Source organism: Streptomyces sp. NPDC100445 (assembly GCF_044759735.1).
Taxonomy (GTDB): domain Bacteria; phylum Actinomycetota; class Actinomycetes; order Streptomycetales; family Streptomycetaceae; genus Streptomyces.
In genome coordinates this window covers 458,983-476,953 of sequence record NZ_JBIVZV010000001.1, presented here as the reverse complement: position 1 = coordinate 476,953, position 17,971 = coordinate 458,983, and the positions used below count along the sequence as shown (strand labels likewise).

Here is a 17,971-nt window from a genome sequence, read left to right as displayed (position 1 = left end):
GCGATCGCCGAACTTCGGGACAGCACCTGGGCGCATTTCGCGTGCCATGCGCAGATCCGCCTCGACGACACCTCGAACAGTCACCTGCTCCTCCACGACCACCCGCGCAACCCGCTCAGCGTGCGGCACCTCGCCGCGTTGTGCCTGCCGCACGCCGAACTCGCCTTCCTCTCCGCATGCGGTACCTCCCTGTCCAGCCCCGGACTGATGGACGAGGCCGTCCACATCACGGCGGCGTTCCAGCTGGCGGGCTTCGCGCACGTCATCGGCCCGCTGTGGACGATCAACGACCGCGCCGCCGTGAGGACGGCCAGGGAGATCTACACCCGACTGCTCGCGACACCTCGAACCGACATCGCCTGGGCGGTCCACGGCGCCGTCCACAGCATGCGCGACAGGTACCGGGAGCTCCCCTCCCTCTGGGCTACCCACGTCCACGTCGGGATGTGACGACGCGCCACCGTCAGGGGCGAAGAGGGTGCTGAGCGGTCCCGCCGGCGAAAGGCACGCGGTCCCGTCCGTCACCGTCGCGCGGCTCGACGACCCTATGCTTCTACTCACTTGTAGAGAACGGCCTGGCGCTCCGGTGGTTCTCGCGGACGCGTCGGACATACGCACACGAAGGGGTGGACGCCGCGATGGTGTTCAAACGGCTGCTCGGTTCGCTCGGCATCGGCGGGCCATCGGTGGACACGATCCTCGACCTCGGGGCCGCCCTGCCGGGCCACGATGTGACCGGGCAGGTCCATCTCCAGGGCGGGGACGCCGACTTCGACGTCGAGCACATCTCGCTGGAGCTGCTGGCGCGCGTCGAGGCGGAGCACGACGGCGGGGAGAGCGAGGGCGTCGTCGCCTTCGACCGGTTCACCGTCGCCGGCGGATTCCGGCTGGCGGCGGGCGAGCGGCGCAGCATCCCGTTCAGGGTGACACTGCCCTGGGAGACCCCCGTCACCGAGCTGTACGGGCAGCCGCTGGGCATCGTGCTCGGCCTGCGCACCGAACTGGCGGTGGCCGGCGCCAAGGACAAGGGCGACCTCGACCAGCTGACCGTCGGGCCGCTGCCCGCGCAGGAAGCGATCCTCGAAGCCCTGGGGCAACTGGGCTTCGGCTTCAGGTCCGCCGACCTGGAGTACGGCCACATCGGCGGCACGGGCCAGCAATTGCCCTTCTACCAGGAGATCGAGCTGGCGCCGGCCCCGCAATACGCGCACCAGATCAACGAGATCGAGCTGACCTTCCTCGCCTCTCCCGCCGGAGTGGAGGTCGTCCTGGAGGCCGACAAGCGTGCCGGGCTCTTCTCTTCCGGCCATGACGCGCTGGCCCGGTACACCGTCGGCCACCACGACTCCCGCGACTGGAACGCCGAGGTCGACGGCTGGATCCGCCGCTTGGTGGAGCACCGGGCCGCTTACGGCTCCCACGGCTCCCACACCGCCTACGGCTACGACGGTGATCACGGTTACGGCCACCACGGTCACGGCCACGAGCACGGGCCGCACCACGACGACCACCACTCCGGTCCCGGCATGGGAACGGCCATCGCGGCGGGAGCGGCCGGACTCGCCGTCGGCGCCCTCGGGGGGATGGCCGCCGCCGAGGCGGTCGACGAGATCGGGGACTTCTTCGAGGGGGACGAGGACGACGAGTAGCCTCTGATAGCTTCTGATTCTACATTCGTGTAGAAGATTGCACGGCCCGGGCCGGTGCGGCCCGGGTCCCTCTTGAGACGGACGGAGACCCCATGGCCCTGTGGGACCGCATCAGGGAGTCCGCATCGACGATGCAGACCCAGCTGGTGGCGAAGAAGAACGAGCTGACGAGCGGTGCCTTCCGCGACGCGAGCATGGCGATGTGCGCGCTGGTCGCGGCGGCCGACGGCAGCGTCGACGCGTCGGAACGGCAGCGTGTGGCCCAGCTCATCGCCAACAACGACGTGCTCCAGAACTTCCCCGCCGACGATCTGCGCCGCCGTTTCGAGGACAACCTGAACAAGCTCACCACCGACTTCGCGTTCGGGAAGGTGAGCGTGCTCCAGGAGGTCGCCAAGGCGAAGAAGAAGCCTGCCGAGGCGCGGGCCGTGATCCAGATCGGCATCGTCATCGGTGGCGCCGACGGCGACTTCGACAAGGACGAGCAGGCCGTCGTCCGCGAGGCGTGCTACACGCTGGACCTGCCGCCGCACGAGTTCGACCTCTGAGACGGGTCCGGGTGGGTGGCCCGCCGCCGCCCACCGGCCCGCTCGTCCGACCCGCGAAAACGACTTACAGGGGCGTCGCCGCGCGCAGGATCAGCACCATCGTGACCGCGGAGTTCGCCGACGACATCGCTGACACCGCCGTACCGAAGGCAGCCGTCCAGGCCGCCAGGCCGCCGGCGGTGAACAACGAGGGCCAGTCGCGGGTGGCGGGGGCCGGCTCCAACAGGGCCGCCACCCGGCGCGGTACCGGTCCCGGTACGGCGAATCCGGCCAGCGTCGGCCACGGGTTGCCGCGGGAGACCAGCGCCGCCTTGCCGATCGCACGGGCCACCGTGCGCCGGTCACCCACGATGCGGGCGGCTTCCTCGTCCGCCCACCGCTCGACGGTGTACGCCACCGCCGTACGCAGCGGCCGCAGGAACGGATTGGCGTCGGCCGCGAGCCGCACCGCCAGCAGGAACCGGTGGTGGTTCGCCGTCAGGTGAGCTCGCTCGTGAGCGAAGAGGGCGCGCCGCTCGGCAGGTGCGAGGCCGGCCAGCAGCCCGGTGGTGACCACGATCCGGTGGCGCTCGCCGCCGGGCAGGGCGTACGCGTACGGCGTGTCGTCGGCCAGCACCGCGACCTCGGACCGGCCGGGCAGTCCGGCCAGCGCCCGGTGGGCCCGGCGCCGTAGGCTCCCGCGCCGCCACAGGGTTCGGGCGCACGTCACAGTCACCGCCACCAGAGCGGGAATGGCCGCCTTGCCGGCGAACCTGTCACAGGGGACGGCCTCGCGGACCTCGGGGTCCGACCAGCCGTCGGGCAACGGATTGCCGGGGAGCTGAGCGGTGCCGACGACCATCACCAGGCCCAGGCAGACAGTGCTGCACAGCGCCAGCACACCGGCCATGGCGGTCAGCAACCGTGTGGCGGTGCGCGGATGCAGACGCTGCTCGGCCAGCCGTGCCATCGGCCACGCCGTCAACGGCAGCACCAGCGGCAGAAAGACGAACACCCCCATGCGCTGTCAGTCTTCTCCCTCGGTACCGGCTTGGTCCAGCAGGTGGCGCAGCAACTGCTCGTCGTCCGGTCCGAGACCGGAGACGAAGCTGGCCAGCACCGCGCCGCGATCGCTCTCCGCGTCGAGCAGCCTGCGCATCCTGCGGGCGGCCAGCCCCGCCTCGTCCGACGCCGGCGTCCACAGGAAGGACCGGCCGGTCCGCTCCCGGGTGACCGCTCCCTTGGCCAGCAGGCGCGTGAGGATCGTGATCACCGTCGTATAGGCGAGGTCCCCTCCGAGCCGTTCCCGCACCCAGCCCCCGGTCGCCGGGCCGTTCGCCTCCCGCAGGGCCGACAGGACCTGCACCTCCAGCTCACCCTGCCCCCGCCGCCGGGGGCGCCGCTGATCAGTCACACCCTGTCCTCCTTCCGCTGCCGTGAACGTCACGGGCCGTACATCGTAGGCACCGCCAGCCGTCTCGCACGTCTTCCACCAGTGTTGACGGCCTCGCCCGTGCATGTCGTCCCGACTCGGTTCACGCTTCGTCGCGGTGGGTGAGGTGCTCTTCCGACAGCCTCCAGCAGTGCTGGTGAGGTGTCAGCCGCCAGGTCTCGTCGGCTGCGATCGCGCGCGCGACCCATTCGTGGAGCTGGGGGAGGGCTCTCGCCCGTAGCACGGCGCGGACAGCGGCCCGTTCAACGGCATCGACCGGGAGGACGTCTATGCGGACGCCGACCATGTCCGGATGGATGCCGACGCCGTACGTGCGCGGGTGCGGAGCGACCCAAGCGGCTCCCAGGACGATGGTCCCGCCGTCGTGCCCGGTGAGGAACCGAAGGTCCACGACGTGGTCCAGGTGAGGGCCGAGGCAGTCGTGGATGTCGGTGGTGGTCAGGGGCCAGGCACGGTGCCGGGGGAGCCTTCGATTTCGCGCGGACACGGCAAGCAGGATGGCAGAGTGCCCCTCGCTCTCCGGCCGCCTGGGCGACGGGCCGGGAGCGCCGCGCACCGGTCCCCCGAGGAGCGGCTGACCATGACCGTGGAACTGGCCGCGGAGCTCACCCTGGCGACGAGGTGAGGGGTGCGGCCGCGGGGCGGGGCCCTACTTGGACTCGACGCGCCCGACCGGATCGGAAGCGGTCGTCAGTGCCTCGTACGCCGTCTGCCACGCGGGGTCACCGGGGTGGAGCCGGCTGCGGAGGTAGGCCGAGGTGAGCCGGGCGAGGGCGGCGACCCGTTCGGGATTCTCGTCGGTGGTCTCGGCGGCGTCGTAGCCGGCGATCCCGCCGAGTCCGTGCTCCGCGCCGAAGAGGGTGAGCAGGGTCTTGGGTCCGGGAGAGAGGGTGTAGGGGTCGGCGTGCCAGTCCGGTCCCATGTCCGTGAAGTGGCGGGAGTCGTCCTTGTCACCGGTGACGACCAGCGCGGGTGTGGTCATGGTGGAGAAGTCGATGGTCCGGAAGACCGGCAGTGCGTCAGCCATCGGCCCGTTGAGGACGTCGCCCCTGCCCGGGGCGGCCAGGAGCACGCCCGCCTTGATCCGGGGGTCGAGGAGGCTCACCTCACCCCCGTCGTCGGGGTCGGTGACCCGGGCTCCGAGCAGCAGGCTGGAGGTGAAGCCGCCGAACGAGTGTCCGGCGACGGCGACCTTGGTGGGGTCGATCCGCCCGGCGAGCAGCGGTACGGCCTTCTCGATCACGTCGAGTCGATCGAGGATGTGCGACATGTCCTCGGAACGCGAGCGCCAGAAGAACGGCGCTCCGGGGGCGTCGGCGACCAGGTGAGTCAGTGTCCTGGAGGTGAGGTGGGTCGGCTGGACGACCACGAATCCCTGGGCGGCCCAGAGGTCGACGAGCGGCGCGTAGCCGTTGAGCGAGGAGAGGTTGTTCGAGGGGCCGTGACCGTGGGAGAGGAGGACGACGCCGAGGCCCGTCCCGGTGGCGGGAGCGGAGACGCGTACCTGGAGGTCCACGGGACGTCCGGGCACGGAGAGGACCACCGGGCCGAAGGACAGGACCGGGACGGGCGAGCCGGAGGCGTCGGCGCCGGTGACAGTGGATGTGCTCATGATGTGGTCTCCCTTTCGGAGGCACCTGTTGTCCGCCGGTCTCCTGCGACCGACAACGGACAAGGTGGGCAGGGACATCCCGCTTCGACTAAGCTGAAGCGGAACGCTGCTCCACTTAGTATCCGGAGCGATGTTCCGTTTTGTCAATGGAGAGGGAGTCCGTGATGGCCACCGACAGCGCGGCAGGGCGGTCGCCGTCCCGAGGCAAGCGGGCCGACGCCCAGCGCAACCGGCAGACGGTGCTCACCGCCGCCGCCGAGGTTTTCGTCACCTCCGGCGTCGACGCGCCGATCCGCCAGATCGCGGCCCGCGCGGGCGTCGGGATGGCCACGATCTATCGCCACTTCCCCACCAGGGCGGATCTCGTCACAGCCGTCTACCGGCACCAGATCGAGGCATGTGCCGAGGCCGGCCCGAACCTGCTGGCCAGTGCCGACTCCCCGTTCGAGGCGCTGCGTCAATGGGTCGACCTCTTCGTCGACTTCCTGGTCACCAAGCACGGACTCGCCGACGCCCTACAGTCCGACAGCGAACGATTCGCCGCGCTGCACACCTACTTCCTCGACCGCCTCCAGCCGGTCTGCACCCAGCTGCTCGACGCCGCGGTCGACGCCGGCGACATCGAGCCCGGCACCCGCCCCTATGAGCTGATGCGGGGCATCGGCAACCTCTGCATCGGACGCGACGACCGCGGCTACGACCCCCGACGGCTGATCGCCCTCCTCCTCCAGGGACTCCGACGACCTCACGCGTCGTGAGGCGGGTCCGAGACCGAACGCCGTTCGTCGGCAGACTGCCGGGCAAATCCGTTGGGCGGACGAGGGCGAGACTGCTATGTTTCCGGAGGCCGTGGGAGAGATCGAGGAGGTGGTACCCGTGAACGCAGTATCGACATGGGTGCTCCCCTCCGGGGTCACGGTCGGGCGATAGGCAGGTCGTCCGGGAGCGCCGTTCCAGTGCACTCCCGAAAGGCACGACCATGCGTTTCACTTCCGAGCAGCGCCTCGACGACGGCGTCATCGAACGACGGTTCACCCTCGACGAGATCCCCGGCATCCTGTGGACACCCGCGTGCGCACCCGCGCAGGTGCCGCTGATCCTGCTGGGCCACCCTCCCCTCGGGCTGCGCAAGATGTATCCCCGGCTGGTGGCCCGGGCCCAGCGCTCCGCGGCGGACGGCTTCGCCACCGCCACCATCGAACTCCCCGGCAGCGGTGACCGGGCGCGCTGGCCCGCTGTTGACCAGGCCCGCGCCGACCTGCGCCGCGTGATGGAGGCCGGTGAACCGGTCGGCGACGAGATCGTCGACGCCCTCGTCCTCCCGTTGGTCGACAAGGCGGTCCCCGAATGGCAGGCCGCCCTGGACGCCCTCCTCTCGCAGCCCGGGATCGGCGGCCCGGTCGGCTACTCGGGAGGAGTGATCTCCATCGGCATCCGGCTCGCGGTGGTCGAGCCGCGCGTCTCGGCCGCCGTTCTGTTCGCCGGGAGCCTGGTGCCTCGCGCCATCTTCCAGGAGGCCCGGCAGGTCACCATTCCGCTGCACGTCCTGATGCAGTGGGACGACGAAGGGAACGACCGGCAGGCGGCCCTGGACCTCTTCGACGCCTTCGGCACCAAGGAGAAGTCCCTGCACGCCCATCTCGGCGGACACGCGGGCGTCCCGCAGTCCGCGGGGGACGCCGCGGCCCAGTTCCTCACCCGGCACCTGAAGTGAGGTCTGTCCGCCACGTCGGCAGCAGACGGTAGCCGAGGCCGGCCGGCGTCCCGGTCACCAAGGGACAGGCCCCGGCCTCGGCGCTGTCCGCACCCCCGGGCCCCTGCCGACCTCTCGGCAGGGGCCCGGGGCGCCACAGGTCTCCCAAGGGCCTCGTACTTTCTGCTCGCGACTCCTTCAGCGACGCCGGGGCGCCCGTGGCTGGACGCTCGGTCATCCAGGGTTTCGGCTCCGCCATCACGGAGGCCGGGTGGGGCACCAGCTTCGGTGTCGCCGGCCTTCTACGAGCAGCACATGTGCCTGGGTGGGGGCTCTTGTGGTCGGCTTCGCAGGCGTAGCCCTGTCAGGGGTAGCGGCGCGCCGTCACCACGTGAAGAAGCGGGCGCACCGACGTGCGTGAGTGCCCCAGAGGCGGTGGCGGACTCCTGGCGTGCCCGGTGTGATCAGGGCGTCCCTGTCTTCATGGGTGCCCCCGTTCGCCTGCCTTGAGCCCGCGACCGTGGCGTTCGCGCAGCCAATTGCCGCACAAGCGGTCAATCCCCGGTGTGCGAGCGCCGCCCCGGCCGCCACACAGCTCCTCCGGCCCAATGACTTGGAGCGCCGGAAGGTGACGGACGGCGCTCAAGAAGAGACCGCGAGATGTGTCGTGGCGTCGGCTGGGCGTTGTCGCCGCCGGCGGGCCATGCGGCTGTTCGGGTGATCCTCGCGCCAACGAAGTGCCCAGCCCCGGGCCCGACCGTTGCAGCAGGAGGAAGACACGCCGCATGGACTGCGCCATGACCCTGTTCGTCGGCCTGCTTGCCGGCATCGCCCTACCCGCGGCTCCGGCCCGGGCCGGTGGTCTGGGAGGCGGTGTCCTCTCCCCGGCCTTCGGCAACGACTGCGCCAACCTGGCCTCACACGCCACCGCCGGCGGTGATGCGAACCCCGCCGGCGAAGCCGCTGTAGGCAGCCAGGTAGCGGTCCCGGTCAGCCCCCCAACCGTTGCGGCGGCGCCGACCTCCTCTCCTCGCCCAACACCGCCGTGACCAATAGGCGGTGACCAAGGCGCGGGCGAGGGCCCGAATGGTCGTCGCAACGCCGTCCCGGACGAGCCGAAACCCGACCAACCCCCTGCGGCGGAACGCGATACTGATGTTTCCTCACGACGTACCAGCCAGGGGAGCGGAACGGATGAACGCTGAGCGGAGCAAAGACGGGGAGTCGGGCGGCGCTTGGGGCGGACGCCATGCGGTGGTCGTCGGCGGCAGCCTGGCGGGCCTGCTCGCGGCACACGTACTCGCCGCCCACGTGGACCGGGTGACCGTCGTCGAACGCGACCGGTTTCCCGAGGGACCGGAGCCACGCCCCGGCGTACCGCAGAGCCGGCACGTCCACGTCCTGCTGGAAGGCGGGCAGACGGCTCTGGAGTCGTTGCTGCCGGGATTCCTGCGGGAACTGCGGGAGGGGGGCGCACCGCGGGTGGGCATCCCCGAGGACCTGGTGCAGTGGCAGAACGGGCTGTGGTTCCGCCGGCTGCCCGCGTCGGCGTACTTCCATACCGGTTCCCGCGCGCAGCTCGAACACCTCCTGCGGCAACGGGTTCTCGCCAACCCGTTGATCAACGTGGTCGAGGGCACGGATGCCGTCGGTCTCCTGGGAGACGCCTCGCGTGTGCGTGGCGTGCTGCTGCGCGAACGCGGCGAAGGCGCCCGTACGGAGCCCCGGCCGGTCGAGGCCGACCTGGTCCTGGACGCCTCCGGCCGGAGCACGAAGGCCCCGCAGTGGCTCACGGCGCTGGGAGCGCAGGCCCCGCACGAGGAAGTCATCGACACGGGTCTCGCCTACGCCACTCGCGTCTACCGTGACACGGACGGCGTCCTCGGCACCGACGCGCTCGGCTACTACGTCGTGCCCAATCCGTCCCAGACCTACGGTGCCGTCATCCTGCCCCTGGAGGACGGCACCCACCTCGTCACCTTGTCCGGCCTCCGCGGCGACGAACCCCCCACGGACGGCGAGCAGTTCGAGGCCTACGCCAAGAAGTTGCCGCACCCGCTCGTGTCCCGGTGGCTGAGCACGGCCGAACCCTTGTCACCGGTCTCCGGCTTCCGCCGCACCGCGAACGTGCGGCGCCGCTACGACCTGCCCGGTCGGCGTCCGGCCGGATTCCTGGCAGTCGGCGATGCCCTGTGCACGTTCAACCCGATCTACGGGCAGGGCATGACCGTCGCCGCCGTGCACGCGGTCGCCCTTCGCGAGGCCCTGGCCGACCGGCGTCGTACGCCCACGACGCGCCGCGTGCAGCAGGTGCTGCTGTCGTCGTCCCGGCAGGCGTGGGACATCTCGGCCGGAGCCGACAAGCGCATGCCCGGCGCGACCGGCAACGCGGTCGCCGTCCGCGCCACGGACCGCGCGGCCAACTGGTACCTGAGCCGGGTCCAGGACCGCTACCCCGGCGACCCCGTGGTCGGCGCCGCCTTCCGCTCCGTACTCGGCCTGTCGGCACCGCTGACCGCGCTGTTCGCCCCCTCGGTGGCCCGCGCCGTCCTGTTCGGCCCGGCCGTCCCGACCCCCACCGAGCCCCCGATGACCCGTGAGGAACACCCCGACATCCGCGTGAGCGGGACATGAAGCCGCCGGAGGTGCGTGAGCCGACCGGCCCCGCCGTGCCTTAAGGGTTGCTGGGAAAGTTGCCGGGGAGCAGTGGTGCCGGGATGTGGTGGTAGGCGAGATGGGCGTCGCGGTTGTGGGGCCCGTGGCGGTGGGCCTCCGGGTCGCCGTACCGCTTGAGGTCCCGGCGTCCGGAAACGACGTCCCGGACGCGCGTGATGACTCGGCCGAGTGAGGTCTTCATCGGTTCCCCCTGGTGTACGTGGTCCTGTCGAGGAGGATGCACCCACGGCCGTGCGGAATCCAGCGAGTTGAGCCGATCTTGAGCCTGTTCCGACTGTCGCAGGTCACCGGGAGGCTGTCAGCTGATCTGTTCGGCCAGGGCGAGGATGATGCCTGACGGGCCGCGGAGGTAGCAGAGGCGGTAGATGTCCTTGTACCGCGCTACCCCGCCGATCAGTTCCGCACCATGGGTACGCAGGCGGGCGATGGTGTCGTCGATGTCGTCGACGGCGAACATGACTCGGTGCAGGCCCAGCGTGTTCGGCGGCGGGTTGTGGGCTCCGTCGCCGATCGCCGCGGGGGTGTGGTACTGCGCGAGCTCCAGCCTGCCGTGGCCGTCCGGGGTCCGCATCATCGCGATGTCGCTGTGGACTCCCTCAAGTCCGACGGTCTGATCCGCGAAGGAGCCCTCGATCCGCGCTGTGCCTTCGACCTCCAGGCCCAGCTCGGTGAAGAAGGCGACGGCGGTGTCCAGGTCCTCGACGACGATGCCGACGTTGTCCATCCGCTGAAGTGCCATGACGGTTCTCCCTCTGCGTTGCGCACCCCTTCGAGGCCACCGGTATATCGAGGATCCGGCCAACTGGCTTCGCCGGCCGCCGTGGGTGGACCTGGTTCCACTCGTCAGGCCCCGTACGACGTCGATCCCTCAGGAACCCGGGAGGTGCTCTACCGGCGGACCGCCGAGATCAGTCCGCCGGGCTGCTCCTCGCGCCGTGGCGGGGTGCTCATCGGACGGCCGTAGGCGGCAGCGCGTTCGCGCAGGGTGTGGCTGTCGGCCTCCCAGCCGTGCCCGGCCAACCAGCCGACCGGGTCGTCGGGCATCTCCGAGACCCACATGGATGCCGCCGATCCCGGCGCGGCGTCCGTGCCGAAGCGCTCGATCACGCCGCGCGAGCCCAGCGTCAGCCCCATGCGACTGCCTACCGCCGACAGCCCGCTGATCCGGGCCAGCAGTAGCTCCACCGCGTCCTCGGGCAGATAGATCAGCAGCCCTTCGGCGATCCATACGGTCGGCACGGCCGGGTCGTGCCCTGCGGCAGCCAGCGCACCCGGCCAGTCCTCACGCAGGTCCACCGCGACGCTGATCCGCTCGCAGCGTGGGACGGCCCGCTCCTGGCGCAGCACCGCGGCCTTGAAGTCCAGTGGCGCGGCGGTGTCGACCTCGAACAACCGGGTGCCCTCGGGCCAGTCGATCCGGAAGGCCCGGCTGTCCATGCCGGCGCCGAGCAGCACGACCTGCCGGACCCCGGACGCGGAGGCCTGCCGCAACAGGTCGTCGAGGAACTTCGTCCTGATGACGATGGAGAACGACACGGCCAGTCGGCGACGTCGCGCGGCCTCGTCATCGGGTAGCGGCGAGGAGGGCCACAGGCCGCCGGCGGCGGCGAAGGCCTGTGCCAACGGGTCGCGGAACAGCGCGTCCTCCCGCTCCGTCTCCAGAGCCCGCACCCTGGCCACTCCCACCGCCGTCGCCCATACTCCCGACGGCTTCACCCGCGCCTGCTCATCACTCACCGCGCCAGCCTAGGTGATCGATGTGAAGGAGACTGATCATGGAGCCAGACTCGTGCGCGGTCCAGCGGGACTCGACCACAACGTCATGGGTCTGCCCGGCGACGGACACCACTGCTCCACACGGTGAAACTGGTCGGCGAACGCCGGCACCGACATCACGCCCCTGTCCCGACTTCGCCGCGTAGGGGTCAGTCGTCATCAGTGCGTCGCGCGAGGCGCGATCGGTGAGCCGGTATCGCACCGGCGGTCCGAACCCCTACCAGGGCACGAGGGTCCCGGCGCGTGCGGTGATGACTGCGGCGCTGTCTGTCGGCCGCTGGACGGGGAGGCGGAAGCCGTCGTCACTGGCCGGTGGCGCGGATGCCTTCCAGCTGGAGGGTCAGGTACCGGGGCCAGTCTCCGATGCCGGTCATGTTCGCCAGCGCGCCCCGAGTGATGAGGATGAAGTCGGTGGCGGTGAAGTCGGCACGCAGGTGGCCGGCGTCGACAGCGCGTCGGACGATGCGTTCGACGATCGTCGCGAAAGCCGTCTTCTCGGCGTCGATGTCACCCCAGCTCGGCTCCTCCGGGCCGAGTAGAGCGAAGCGGAACGCAGCGTCGGGCTGCGCGGACCGCAGGTATCCGTACAGCAGTGTCTCGAACGCCGTCCACGGGTCCCCGACCTGCTCGGCGTCTCGGGCGAGGCTGGTCATCGCCTGGAAACGGCGGCCGATGATCGCCGCCCGCAGGGCCTGCTTGTCGGCGAAGTGCCGGTACAGGGTGCCGACGCCCAGACCGGCGCGTTCGGCGATCTCGTCCATCTGCACGCCCTCGCCCCGCCGGGCGAACAGTTCGCTGGCCGCATCGAGGATGGCCTCGCGGTTGCGCCTGGCGTCGGCACGCAGCGGGGGTTCCCGGGTGGTCATGGTTGCTGATGGTAGTTGACGGTGCGAGAGGTCCCGCACTAGCCTCGGAACCGGAGTTCAGGTTCATCTTAATGGGGGTTCTCGTGATCGTCGTCACCACGCCGACCGGACAGATCGGCAGCCAGCTCGTGCGGCGGCTGCTCGACGGAGGCAGCCCGGTCCGGGTCATCACCCGCGACGCCTCGCGCCTCGACCGGGCCGTACGCGAGCAGGCCGAGGTCGTCGAGGGTTCCCACGACGACCCGGCCGTGCTGGACAAGGCGCTGCCCGGAGCCGACGCCCTGTTCTGGCTGGTCCCACCGAACCCGGCCGGGCCGAGCGCATCGGAGCACTACCTGTCCTTCGCCCGCACCGGCGCCGCGGCCGTGGCCCGCCACCATGTCGGCCACGTCGTCGCCGTGAGCAGCGCCGGTCACGACTGGCCGAACCCGGCCGGCGTGCTCTCGGCGGCCTTCGCCATGGACGAACACCTGGCCGCGTCCGGCGCCGCCTACCGGGCGCTCGCCCTGCCGTTCTACATGGAGAACCTCCTCGGCCAGCTCGAAGCGATCCGCGACCACCACACGTTCTCCCTGGCCTGCGCCGGCGACCAGCCATTGGCCACGATCGCGACCCGCGACATCGCCGAGGCCGCCGCGCAGCTGCTGACCGACCGGTCATGGGCCGGGCAGGCCAACCTGCCGCTGTTCGGCCCCGACCGCCTCACACCCGAAGCCATGGCCGACCTGATCAGCGAAGAACTCGGCACGCCTGTCGCCTACCGCCGCACCACCCTCGACGAGTACGCCGCGACGCTGCGCTCCCGCGGAGCCGGCGAGCAGCTGGTGCAGGACCTCACCGAGATGTTCGCCGCCCAGGACGGCGGGATCTACGACGCGGACTGGGCTGTCGCGACGATCGCGGCCACCGACTTCCGCACCTGGTGCCGGGAGGTCCTCAAGCCCGCCCTGCACGCCACACCGTAGGCCCCGGGGCCGCGGGGGCGGCGGACGGCGTTCAGCCGGGCGATCGTACGCGCGACGATCCGGCCTGGCAGCCGCGGGTGCCGGATCAGCTCGGCGGCAGAGTTCGTCGGCTGGATCGCTGGGCGATCGGCGGCGGAGCTGGCCGAACCGTTCACCTTCGTGGTCGACACGGACGGTGTGCTTCGGTTGGCGCCGGGGCGAAGCGAGCACGTGGCCTGTGCCGACGGAGGCATGGTTCTGAGTGCCGGCGAGATCGCCTTCACGCGTGAGGCGGACTGCTGGGCTGTAGGTGAGGTCAGCAACCAGGCCACCGGTTACTGCCCGGACGTGACCTCATGGTCGGCGGTCGCCCGTGCTCTGGACCGTGTAGGTCTCGGACGGCCCTCCGGCTTCACCCACGAGGTGGTGTTCCGGCGGTGCCCTGACTGCCAGGAGCACAACATCGTGCGCGAGGACGACTTCGTCTGTGTCTTCTGTGGCAGCGATCTGCCCGCGGCGTGCAACGTGGATCCCACCGAGTGACCGGCGAGGCTCACAGTCACTCGTTCCTTCCGCAGGTCGCCCATGCTCGCGGGCCCCAGCCGCGTGCCGGCGGGCGCGGCATTCCGTGGAGTCGACGCTCAGGTCCCGCCCGATGGCACCCTTCGCATCGGCCAGGAACTGGAGCCCGGTGAGGATCTGGTGTTAGGTGCCGTTCCGCTGCCATCGGCGGAACAGGTCGTAGACCCGGCCCCACGGCCCGTACTCGACAGGTGCATCCCGCCACGGAACACCGGTTCGGACCCGGAGCCGTATGCCGTCGATCAACTGCCGCCGAGGCCGGACGGGCGGCCGCCCCGCCCTGGCACCCTTCGGCAACAACGGCTCCAGCACCGCCCATTGCTCGTCCGTGAGATCACCCCGCCTCATGAACCATGACCCTCCACAGCTGACGAACCCCTGTCTGACCGCGAGCTACAGCGTGCCGGGCGATTCCGTGAGCTGTAGGCGTGGTGCCGGCGGCAGCGGGGCACGCACCCCCGGCCCCGCGTCCGGGGCGGCGCGGAACGCCTCGATCACGTAGGCGGCGAAGCGGCGGGAGGCCGTGACCCGGGCGGTACGCGGCGTGTCCTGGAGGCCGCGGTGGGCCACGAGCATGAGGATCAGGTCGTCGACGACGAAGCCCGGTCGTAGCCGGCCGGCCTTCTGGGCTCGGCGAGCCAGGTCGCCGACGGCGCGCAGAGTCCGCTCCCGGTCGGCGGCGAAGTCCATCGCCTCGGGGAAGGCCGTCATGAAGGCGTCGGCGAATCCCCGGCTGTGCGTGTGGAGTTCGCAGATGCGCTCGACCAGGTGCCGGAATCCGCGCCACGGGTCCGCGTCCGCGAGGGCGTCTCGGACCGCGGCCTGGCAGGCCCGCCGCTGCTCGGCGAAGGTTTCCGCGATCAGTGCCTGTTTGGTCGGGAAGTGCCGGTACAGCGTGGCGGGGCCGACGCCGGCATGCCGCGCGACCTCGCGCATGGGCGCACTCAGACCCTCCTCGCCGAACACCGTGCGGGCGGCGTCCAGGATGCGGGCCCGGTTGTCACGGGCGTCGGAGCGCACGGTCTGAGGCAATCGGTGGGTCATCGTTCCTCACTTCAGCCAAACGGACGGGGGCGTCCGTTACGGTCCGATGGCGGTGCGGCCGTCCCGTCCGTGCGCCTCTCCGGTGCCGCCCACCTCTCGGGGCGGACCTGGCGGTGACGGCCGCCGCAGCTGCGACCCGTCCCTCCATCGACCCGAGGAGCAGAGATGAAAGCCGTCGTGATCAGGACGTTCGGCGACCCCGATGGTCTGGAGGTCGTCGACGTGGCCGCGCCCGTTCCCGCCCCGGGGCAGGTGCGGATCACCACGGAGGCGATCGGGGTCGGCGGTGTGGACGCCGTGATCCGCCGCGGAACGCTTGCCGCCTACGGCTTCCGGGAGGGCCATCTCCTCGGCAGCGAGGTCGCGGGAAAGGTCGCCGCGGTGGGAGAGGGCGTGGACGCCTCGTGGATCGGGCGGCGGGTGTGGGCGTTCACCGGCCTGTCGGGTGGGTATGCCGAGCAGGCCGTCGCCGCGGTCGAGGACGTCCTCCCGCTGCCCGACGAGCTGACCTACGCCGACGCGGTGACCCTCGGTGGTTCCGGCGTGGTCGCCCACTTCGCTCTGGAACGGGCCCACTTCGCGCCCGGCGACACCGTGCTCGTGCGCGGTGCGGCGGGCAGCATCGGGATCACGGCGGTCCAGCTCGCGGCCAGGCGTGGCGCGAGCGCGGTCGCGGTCACCACCTCCTCCGTGGCACGTGGCGCCCGCCTGCGGGACCTGGGCGCCACCCATGTCCTCGACCGCTCCGGCGAGGGCGGCCCGGACACCCCGGCGGGCTTCGACGTGGTGCTCGACGTCGTGGGCGGCCCCCAGCTTCCCCTCTTCCTGGACAAGTTGAACCCCAACGGGCGGTACGTGGCTGTCGGTGTGGTCGGTGGGCAGCCACCGGCGGACTTCGGCATGCGGCTGATGGAGGCTTTCCGCAGGTCGTTGTCGTTCGCCACCTTCAGTTCCGACACCGTGCCCGGCCCCGACCGGCAGGCCGTACGGTCGGCCCAGTTCACCGATGCCGCGCACGGGGACCTGCGCACGGTCGTGCACGAGATGCTGCCTCTGCACCGTGCGGCGCTGGCCCACCGTCGGATGGACGCGGGGGAGGTGTTCGGCAGGATCGTGCTCGCGCCCTGACCCGGATCCGGACGCCGTTGGCGGCCCGGTGACGGAACGGTCAGCTCCCCGAACGACTCCCATGACGTCACCGTACGCACACTCGGGTCACCGATGCGAGGTGGAACGACCGGAGCGGTTCCCCGGCTGTTCGGCCGACCGAGGGAAGGACGGGAATCACGCGGGACGCCCTCCGGTTGGCAGGAGCGCGAGACGTGATGATCACGGCACAGCCCACCACCGGAAGGACCCCACCCGATGACCACCTCACTGAAGGAGAACGTCGGCCGGTACGGCGTCTGGAGCGGCGAACTGCGCTCGGAGGATCCCGCCCGGCGCGGTGAACTGGACGACGCCGCGGCCGAACTGGAGGAACTCGGGTACGGTGCCGTCTGGCTGGGCGGCAACAGCACCGTGGACCACGCCGCCCCACTCATCGGGGCCACCCGGCGTATCACGGTCGGCACCAGCATCCAGAGCGTGTGGCAGCAGGACGCCGCCACGACGGCGGCCGGCTTCGCCGAGATCGAGACGGCGAATCCCGGTCGCTTCGTGCTGGGCCTCGGCGTCAGCCACGGCCCGCTGGTGAAGAACTACCAGCGCCCCTACGCGGCCATGACCGGTTACCTCGACGAGCTCGACACAGCGGGCGTACCCGCCGGCCGCCGGGTGCTCGCCGCGCTGGGTCCCAGGATGCTGGCCCTGTCCGGTGACCGCGCGGCCGGTGCGATCCCGTACCTGGTCACACCCGAACACACCGCCCGCGCCCGCGACATCCTGGGCGAAGAGCCGCTGCTCGCACCGGAGTTGAAGGTGGTCCTGGAGACCGACCCGGCCCGCGCCCGGGAAGCGGCCCGCGCCTATCTGGCCCGCTATCTGGAACTACCCAACTACACGGACAACTTCCTGCGCCTGGGCTTCAGCGAGGACGATGTCGCCGCCGGCGGCAGCGACCTTCTCATCGACGCGGTCTTCACCTGGGGCGACGAGGCCCGGATCCGCGAGCGCGTCACCGCCTTCCACGAGGCGGGCGCGGACCACGTGGCCCTCCAGGTGGTCACGGACGGCACGGACGGCACCCTGCCCAGGGAGGAATGGCGCAGGCTGGCCGCCCTGCTCGCCTGACGGTCGGGCCGAGGGGCACGGGGGTGCCGCGGGTGCGACGCGCCGCCTCAGGCCGGGCGGCCCTGTCCGTGGGCCCGGTCGCCCTTCGGCCCGATCCCTTCGCTCCAGGTCGGAGTTCCGTCCGGGGTGAACGCGTGCTGGAAGGTGAAGGCCTGCGGCGCGGGACCGTGGTCGTGGAGGTGTTCCAGTCTGGAGACCCCGTCCTGCCAGACGGGTATCTCGTCGTCGGGGACCCACCAGAACACGTAAGCCGGGTGCCCCGTCCTCTCGAACCAGTCGCGGCGCCTGTTCAGCGCCTCACGGTGCGGGCCGGTGTAGACGGCGTCGAAGGCGGGGCGCAGGTCGGTCCAGAGCGACAGGGTCGCGGCCAGAGCGGTGGTCTCCACCGTACGGCCCTTGTCGTACCAGGTCGGCACGGCGAACTCTCCCCATGCACCCCAGTCGGCTTCGAAGAGCATGCCCCGCGCACCCTCTGCCGGTTCAGCATGAGCGAGGTACCCGGGGTGCCGGCTGATCTTCCGGTACACGGCCTCACCGATGTCGTAGAACTCGCGCGTGAGAGGGGCGGGATCGACGAGGGGTGACTTCAGGACGCCGAATGTGTACAGCGCGAGATGGGGCATGCGTCTCTCCCTGGTAGGGGGTGCCTTGCGTGGACCCGGTCCGGTGGCTCACGGATCAGGGCGACGGTCCGCGGGGGTGTGACCAACTCCTGTGCGCCCGTTGGCGATCCGTGGGGACCAGGTGAAGGTAACTACTCCCGCCGGCCGTGTCGAAGTTGCGTTCTTCCCGCACAAGTGGCCTCTTGTACCGGCCATTGCGGGGGCGATGACGGGCGGGACGGCTCGCGGTGCACCGATGGCCCGCTTCGGCCGAGCGGTTCGCCCGCCATGCCCGTAGCCCCGTCCTGCTCGGCC

At 71.0% G+C, this 17,971-nt stretch carries 21 protein-coding genes; 10 read left to right on the top strand and 11 right to left on the bottom strand.

The window, feature by feature from the left end; all coding sequences use genetic code 11:
- The first annotated feature begins 3 nt into the window (after positions 1-3).
- From ACIQVT_RS02110 to ACIQVT_RS02100, 3 genes are all read left to right on the top strand, one after another.
- Positions 4-450, top strand: a complete 447-nt coding sequence (locus tag ACIQVT_RS02110) for a CHAT domain-containing protein (RefSeq protein ID WP_403747857.1) — start codon at positions 4-6, stop codon at positions 448-450.
- Between the two features lie 188 nt (positions 451-638).
- Positions 639-1,649 (top strand): sporulation protein, encoded by a 1,011-nt coding sequence (locus ACIQVT_RS02105; RefSeq protein ID WP_403746003.1) that lies wholly within the window; start codon positions 639-641, stop codon positions 1,647-1,649.
- Positions 1,650-1,741: 92 nt separating this feature from the next.
- Entirely contained in the window at positions 1,742-2,197 is a 456-nt protein-coding gene (locus tag ACIQVT_RS02100; RefSeq protein WP_403746000.1) for a tellurite resistance TerB family protein, read from the top strand.
- 64 nt (positions 2,198-2,261) lie between these two features.
- Here the strand turns inward: ACIQVT_RS02100 and ACIQVT_RS02095 are convergent, their stop codons facing one another.
- The 4 genes from ACIQVT_RS02095 to ACIQVT_RS02080 all read right to left on the bottom strand — a co-directional run bounded on the left by ACIQVT_RS02095 (position 2,262) and on the right by ACIQVT_RS02080 (position 5,241).
- Positions 2,262-3,197: a M56 family metallopeptidase gene (locus ACIQVT_RS02095; RefSeq protein WP_403745997.1), complete on the bottom strand. Its 936-nt coding sequence runs from the start codon at positions 3,195-3,197 to the stop codon at positions 2,262-2,264.
- Positions 3,198-3,203: 6 nt separating this feature from the next.
- A complete protein-coding gene (locus ACIQVT_RS02090; protein WP_403745994.1) occupies positions 3,204-3,590 on the bottom strand; it encodes a BlaI/MecI/CopY family transcriptional regulator in 387 nt (128 codons plus the stop codon).
- 121 nt (positions 3,591-3,711) lie between these two features.
- Positions 3,712-4,116, bottom strand: a complete 405-nt coding sequence (locus ACIQVT_RS02085; RefSeq protein ID WP_403745991.1) for a hypothetical protein — start codon at positions 4,114-4,116, stop codon at positions 3,712-3,714.
- A 162-nt stretch (positions 4,117-4,278) separates the two neighbouring features.
- Positions 4,279-5,241 carry an alpha/beta hydrolase family protein gene (locus ACIQVT_RS02080; protein WP_403745988.1) on the bottom strand — a complete coding sequence of 321 codons (963 nt, stop codon included), beginning with the start codon at positions 5,239-5,241 and terminating at the stop codon, positions 4,279-4,281.
- Between the two features lie 164 nt (positions 5,242-5,405).
- Between ACIQVT_RS02080 and ACIQVT_RS02075 the strand changes: the two genes are divergently transcribed.
- The 3 genes from ACIQVT_RS02075 to ACIQVT_RS02065 all read left to right on the top strand — a co-directional run bounded on the left by ACIQVT_RS02075 (position 5,406) and on the right by ACIQVT_RS02065 (position 9,568).
- Positions 5,406-5,999: a TetR/AcrR family transcriptional regulator gene (locus ACIQVT_RS02075; protein ID WP_403745986.1), complete on the top strand. Its 594-nt coding sequence runs from the start codon at positions 5,406-5,408 to the stop codon at positions 5,997-5,999.
- Positions 6,000-6,220: 221 nt separating this feature from the next.
- On the top strand, positions 6,221-6,955 hold the full coding sequence (locus ACIQVT_RS02070; RefSeq protein WP_403745983.1) for a dienelactone hydrolase family protein: 735 nt from the start codon (positions 6,221-6,223) through the stop codon (positions 6,953-6,955).
- Between the two features lie 1,173 nt (positions 6,956-8,128).
- Complete coding sequence (locus tag ACIQVT_RS02065) at positions 8,129-9,568, top strand: FAD-dependent oxidoreductase (protein WP_403745980.1); 1,440 nt, start codon at positions 8,129-8,131, stop codon at positions 9,566-9,568.
- Between the two features lie 40 nt (positions 9,569-9,608).
- Here ACIQVT_RS02065 and ACIQVT_RS02060 read toward each other — a convergent pair whose 3' ends face one another.
- The 4 genes from ACIQVT_RS02060 to ACIQVT_RS02045 form a co-directional block, all read right to left on the bottom strand.
- Complete coding sequence (locus tag ACIQVT_RS02060; protein WP_403745978.1) at positions 9,609-9,791, bottom strand: hypothetical protein; 183 nt, start codon at positions 9,789-9,791, stop codon at positions 9,609-9,611.
- Between the two features lie 117 nt (positions 9,792-9,908).
- Positions 9,909-10,349 (bottom strand): VOC family protein, encoded by a 441-nt coding sequence (locus tag ACIQVT_RS02055; RefSeq protein ID WP_403745975.1) that lies wholly within the window; start codon positions 10,347-10,349, stop codon positions 9,909-9,911.
- Between the two features lie 149 nt (positions 10,350-10,498).
- Complete coding sequence (locus ACIQVT_RS02050; protein ID WP_403745972.1) at positions 10,499-11,347, bottom strand: class I SAM-dependent methyltransferase; 849 nt, start codon at positions 11,345-11,347, stop codon at positions 10,499-10,501.
- A gap of 341 nt (positions 11,348-11,688) precedes the next feature.
- The gene (locus ACIQVT_RS02045; RefSeq protein WP_403745969.1) at positions 11,689-12,252 is read right to left on the bottom strand and encodes a TetR/AcrR family transcriptional regulator; all 564 of its coding nucleotides are present in this window, start codon (positions 12,250-12,252) and stop codon (positions 11,689-11,691) included.
- A 71-nt stretch (positions 12,253-12,323) separates the two neighbouring features.
- Between ACIQVT_RS02045 and ACIQVT_RS02040 the strand changes: the two genes are divergently transcribed.
- Both ACIQVT_RS02040 and ACIQVT_RS02035 read left to right on the top strand, forming a co-directional pair.
- The gene (locus ACIQVT_RS02040; protein WP_403745967.1) at positions 12,324-13,217 is read left to right on the top strand and encodes an NAD(P)H-binding protein; all 894 of its coding nucleotides are present in this window, start codon (positions 12,324-12,326) and stop codon (positions 13,215-13,217) included.
- Positions 13,218-13,274: 57 nt separating this feature from the next.
- Positions 13,275-13,739 (top strand): hypothetical protein, encoded by a 465-nt coding sequence (locus ACIQVT_RS02035; RefSeq protein ID WP_403747855.1) that lies wholly within the window; start codon positions 13,275-13,277, stop codon positions 13,737-13,739.
- 162 nt (positions 13,740-13,901) lie between these two features.
- Here the strand turns inward: ACIQVT_RS02035 and ACIQVT_RS02030 are convergent, their stop codons facing one another.
- Positions 13,902-14,126, bottom strand: coding sequence for a transposase (locus tag ACIQVT_RS02030; protein WP_403745965.1), 225 nt, complete (start codon positions 14,124-14,126; stop codon positions 13,902-13,904).
- Between the two features lie 45 nt (positions 14,127-14,171).
- Positions 14,172-14,822 (bottom strand): TetR/AcrR family transcriptional regulator, encoded by a 651-nt coding sequence (locus tag ACIQVT_RS02025; RefSeq protein WP_403745963.1) that lies wholly within the window; start codon positions 14,820-14,822, stop codon positions 14,172-14,174.
- A gap of 165 nt (positions 14,823-14,987) precedes the next feature.
- Between ACIQVT_RS02025 and ACIQVT_RS02020 the strand changes: the two genes are divergently transcribed.
- The gene (locus ACIQVT_RS02020; protein WP_403745960.1) at positions 14,988-15,950 is read left to right on the top strand and encodes a zinc-dependent alcohol dehydrogenase family protein; all 963 of its coding nucleotides are present in this window, start codon (positions 14,988-14,990) and stop codon (positions 15,948-15,950) included.
- A 237-nt stretch (positions 15,951-16,187) separates the two neighbouring features.
- Positions 16,188-17,054 carry an LLM class F420-dependent oxidoreductase gene (locus tag ACIQVT_RS02015; protein WP_403745957.1) on the top strand — a complete coding sequence of 289 codons (867 nt, stop codon included), beginning with the start codon at positions 16,188-16,190 and terminating at the stop codon, positions 17,052-17,054.
- A 47-nt stretch (positions 17,055-17,101) separates the two neighbouring features.
- Here the strand turns inward: ACIQVT_RS02015 and ACIQVT_RS02010 are convergent, their stop codons facing one another.
- Complete coding sequence (locus ACIQVT_RS02010) at positions 17,102-17,677, bottom strand: DUF3291 domain-containing protein (RefSeq protein WP_403745954.1); 576 nt, start codon at positions 17,675-17,677, stop codon at positions 17,102-17,104.
- Between the last annotated feature and the right edge of the window lie 294 nt (positions 17,678-17,971).

Excerpts from the sequence above, each read along its gene's own strand:
- ACIQVT_RS02105 (WP_403746003.1), top strand. The coding sequence starts at position 639 with ATGGTGTTCAAACGGCTGCTCGGTTCGCTCGGCATCGGCGGGCCATCG.
- ACIQVT_RS02100 (WP_403746000.1), top strand. The coding sequence starts at position 1,742 with ATGGCCCTGTGGGACCGCATCAGGGAGTCCGCATCGACGATGCAGACC.
- ACIQVT_RS02095 (WP_403745997.1), bottom strand. The coding sequence starts at position 3,197 with ATGGGGGTGTTCGTCTTTCTGCCGCTGGTGCTGCCGTTGACGGCGTGG.
- ACIQVT_RS02080 (WP_403745988.1), bottom strand. The coding sequence starts at position 5,241 with ATGAGCACATCCACTGTCACCGGCGCCGACGCCTCCGGCTCGCCCGTC.
- ACIQVT_RS02075 (WP_403745986.1), top strand. The coding sequence starts at position 5,406 with ATGGCCACCGACAGCGCGGCAGGGCGGTCGCCGTCCCGAGGCAAGCGG.
- ACIQVT_RS02070 (WP_403745983.1), top strand. The coding sequence starts at position 6,221 with ATGCGTTTCACTTCCGAGCAGCGCCTCGACGACGGCGTCATCGAACGA.
- ACIQVT_RS02065 (WP_403745980.1), top strand. The coding sequence starts at position 8,129 with ATGAACGCTGAGCGGAGCAAAGACGGGGAGTCGGGCGGCGCTTGGGGC.
- ACIQVT_RS02060 (WP_403745978.1), bottom strand. The coding sequence starts at position 9,791 with ATGAAGACCTCACTCGGCCGAGTCATCACGCGCGTCCGGGACGTCGTT.
- ACIQVT_RS02055 (WP_403745975.1), bottom strand. The coding sequence starts at position 10,349 with ATGGCACTTCAGCGGATGGACAACGTCGGCATCGTCGTCGAGGACCTG.
- ACIQVT_RS02045 (WP_403745969.1), bottom strand. The coding sequence starts at position 12,252 with ATGACCACCCGGGAACCCCCGCTGCGTGCCGACGCCAGGCGCAACCGC.
- ACIQVT_RS02040 (WP_403745967.1), top strand. The coding sequence starts at position 12,324 with ATGGGGGTTCTCGTGATCGTCGTCACCACGCCGACCGGACAGATCGGC.
- ACIQVT_RS02030 (WP_403745965.1), bottom strand. The coding sequence starts at position 14,126 with ATGAGGCGGGGTGATCTCACGGACGAGCAATGGGCGGTGCTGGAGCCG.
- ACIQVT_RS02025 (WP_403745963.1), bottom strand. The coding sequence starts at position 14,822 with ATGACCCACCGATTGCCTCAGACCGTGCGCTCCGACGCCCGTGACAAC.
- ACIQVT_RS02020 (WP_403745960.1), top strand. The coding sequence starts at position 14,988 with ATGAAAGCCGTCGTGATCAGGACGTTCGGCGACCCCGATGGTCTGGAG.
- ACIQVT_RS02015 (WP_403745957.1), top strand. The coding sequence starts at position 16,188 with ATGACCACCTCACTGAAGGAGAACGTCGGCCGGTACGGCGTCTGGAGC.
- ACIQVT_RS02010 (WP_403745954.1), bottom strand. The coding sequence starts at position 17,677 with ATGCCCCATCTCGCGCTGTACACATTCGGCGTCCTGAAGTCACCCCTC.